This is a genomic window from Thermogutta sp. (assembly GCF_014359955.1).
In the GTDB taxonomy this organism is placed as follows: Bacteria; Planctomycetota; Planctomycetia; order Pirellulales; family Thermoguttaceae; genus Thermogutta.
The window spans coordinates 1-2,174 of sequence record NZ_JACIYL010000745.1; the positions used below are offsets into that span (position 1 = coordinate 1).

Annotated in this window: 2 protein-coding genes; both read right to left on the reverse strand. The window is 59.1% G+C overall.

Translation table 11 applies throughout. The features are described 5' to 3' along the window. Nucleotides 1-1,477, reverse strand: a 1,477-nt coding sequence (locus H5U08_RS16530) for a polysaccharide biosynthesis protein (protein WP_297035574.1), incomplete at its 3' end; no start/stop codon positions are given. A 435-nt stretch (nt 1,478-1,912) separates the two neighbouring features. Continuing rightward, a partial coding sequence (locus H5U08_RS16535) for a tetratricopeptide repeat protein (protein WP_297035577.1) occupies nt 1,913-2,174 on the reverse strand: 262 nt, incomplete at its 5' end.

Genomic DNA, 2,174 nt, shown 5'->3' on the forward strand with positions numbered 1-2,174 from the left:
CGCTCTCCCCGATGATGCCCGCCTGAATAACCAGACCGGCGGCTTCGGGGATTGTCATGAAGAAACGCTCCATGCGGGGATCGGTGATGGTCACCGGACCGCCTTCCGCAATCTGCTGGCGAAAAATCTGCACCACACTGCCCGCCGAATCCAGCACATTGCCGAAGCGAACCGTCACAAACCGGCAGGGCGACACCTCGCGCATGGACTGCACGTACATTTCCGCCACGCGTTTACAGGCCCCCATCACGCTGGTGGGATTGACGGCCTTGTCGGTGGAAATCATCACGAACGACTCAGCTCCGTATTGATGGGCAAGATCCGCCACATTACGCGTGGCAAAGATGATGTTTTTGACCGCTTCTCCAGGATGCGTCTCCAACAATGGCACGTGTTTGTAGGCTGCCGCGTGGAACACGACGTCGGGTCGATATCGGGCAAAGAGATTCTCCATCCGCCGACCATCGAGAACGTCAGCCAGAAGGACAGCGAGCTCGGTCCGCCGGGCAGTTCCTGAGGTGGCCGCCAGTTGTCGCAGTTCACGCTCGAGGAAAAACTGCCCTGTCTCGCTCCGGTCCACCAAAACGAGGCATCGCGGACGAAACCGAACGAGTTGCCTGGCGATTTCTGACCCGATACTCCCTGCACTGCCTGTCACCAGGAGCACACGATCTTCCAGCCAATGCCGTAAGTTTTCCCACTCCAGAGCGACGGGATCGCGGCGAAGAAGGTCGGTGATGGCGATGGGCCGGGGCTGGACCGAAACGCGTCCGGAAAGCAGTTGCTCATAACTGGGAAGGACCTGGACGTGGAGTCCTGTTTCCCTCGCTTCTTCCATCAAGCGGCGGATCTCACGTCCGCTCAGCGAGCCGCCCGCCAGAAAAATGTCCTTGACACCGAGCCTTCGGGCCAGTTCACAGGTCTGCTCCACAGTTCCGATGACGGGGACGCCACCGATGCGTGTTCCGACCCGCCCCGCCTGTCGATCAATAAAACCCACAACACGGTAACGGCAGGAAGAATGCCGATTGATGGCCCGGAGAAGATCCTCTCCCGCCTCGTCTGCCCCCACAATGAAAACCGGCGGATCATTGCTGAAGAAATTTTGCCATGTTCGATCGCGAATGGCCCGCCCTATTGCCCGAACTCCGCCCAGAATGAGCACGGTGGTTCCCCAATCAATGAGGAGAATTCCCCGGGGCACCATGCGGGGCGGGAGAAGAAAGCGATCAAAAATGACAACCGCTGCCAGCGCAGCCGTACTTGCTTCGACCAGCACCAGAAGATCATAGAAACTGAGGAACCTGGTCCAGCTTCTGTGAACCCCACAAGCGACAAAGACAAAGAGCTTAATGGCAACCACGTAGGGAAGCGTCGTCCAAAACCACCGCTGCACTTCTGCCTGGCCCAGGCCGTCAAATCGCAGGTGAAACGCGCACAGGTAGCTCGCCACCAGACCCACGATGAGCACGACCACGCCGAATAATCCCTTCCTCAGGTTGCTCGGCGTCGGGGGGCATCGGGTCAACAGGCGCATCCGCCGAAAAACGCCCCACCCGCCTTCACCAAGGATGCGCCCAATCCTGTGGAAGATACTACGGTTTTTTCGACAGTCAGATTTGGGCTTCTCAAACAGAAGATCAGCCTCTCCGGCCGGCTCCATCGGCTGAAAAGCATTCTCCTGACCGGACGGAAAGTTCGATCCTTCCTCCGCACGAATAACCCGCAGGTCCGGTGCCGGAATGGACGGCACAATCCTGCAATTCTTATCAGATCCAGAACCTGGTCCGGAAATAGTCACGGCAACCTCCGTTGCTGCCGATAGTACGGGACATCCTTTTCCCGAGTTAATCCATATCCGAAGCCGCTTGCCGGAACAAGGGCGATTGCGTGGCACTGCCGGGTTTCGAGTTCAACGATTCGTCACGGAAACGCCGGGTAATGCGGCCTCCCCGCCGGGCACGCGCACCAATTGCTCCGCCTCCAGGCGTTTGCTCGCTACGTTCTGGAGCCTCTTCTGGAGGGCACGATGCCCCGGCCGACGTTGCACGCACCACCGAAAATGTTCCTCCGCCTCAGCGTACATCCCCGCCTTCTCCAAACTGACCGCCAGGTAATAGCGCGCTCGATAACTGACGGGATTGGCGCGCACCGCCTGTCGGGCACAGGCGATG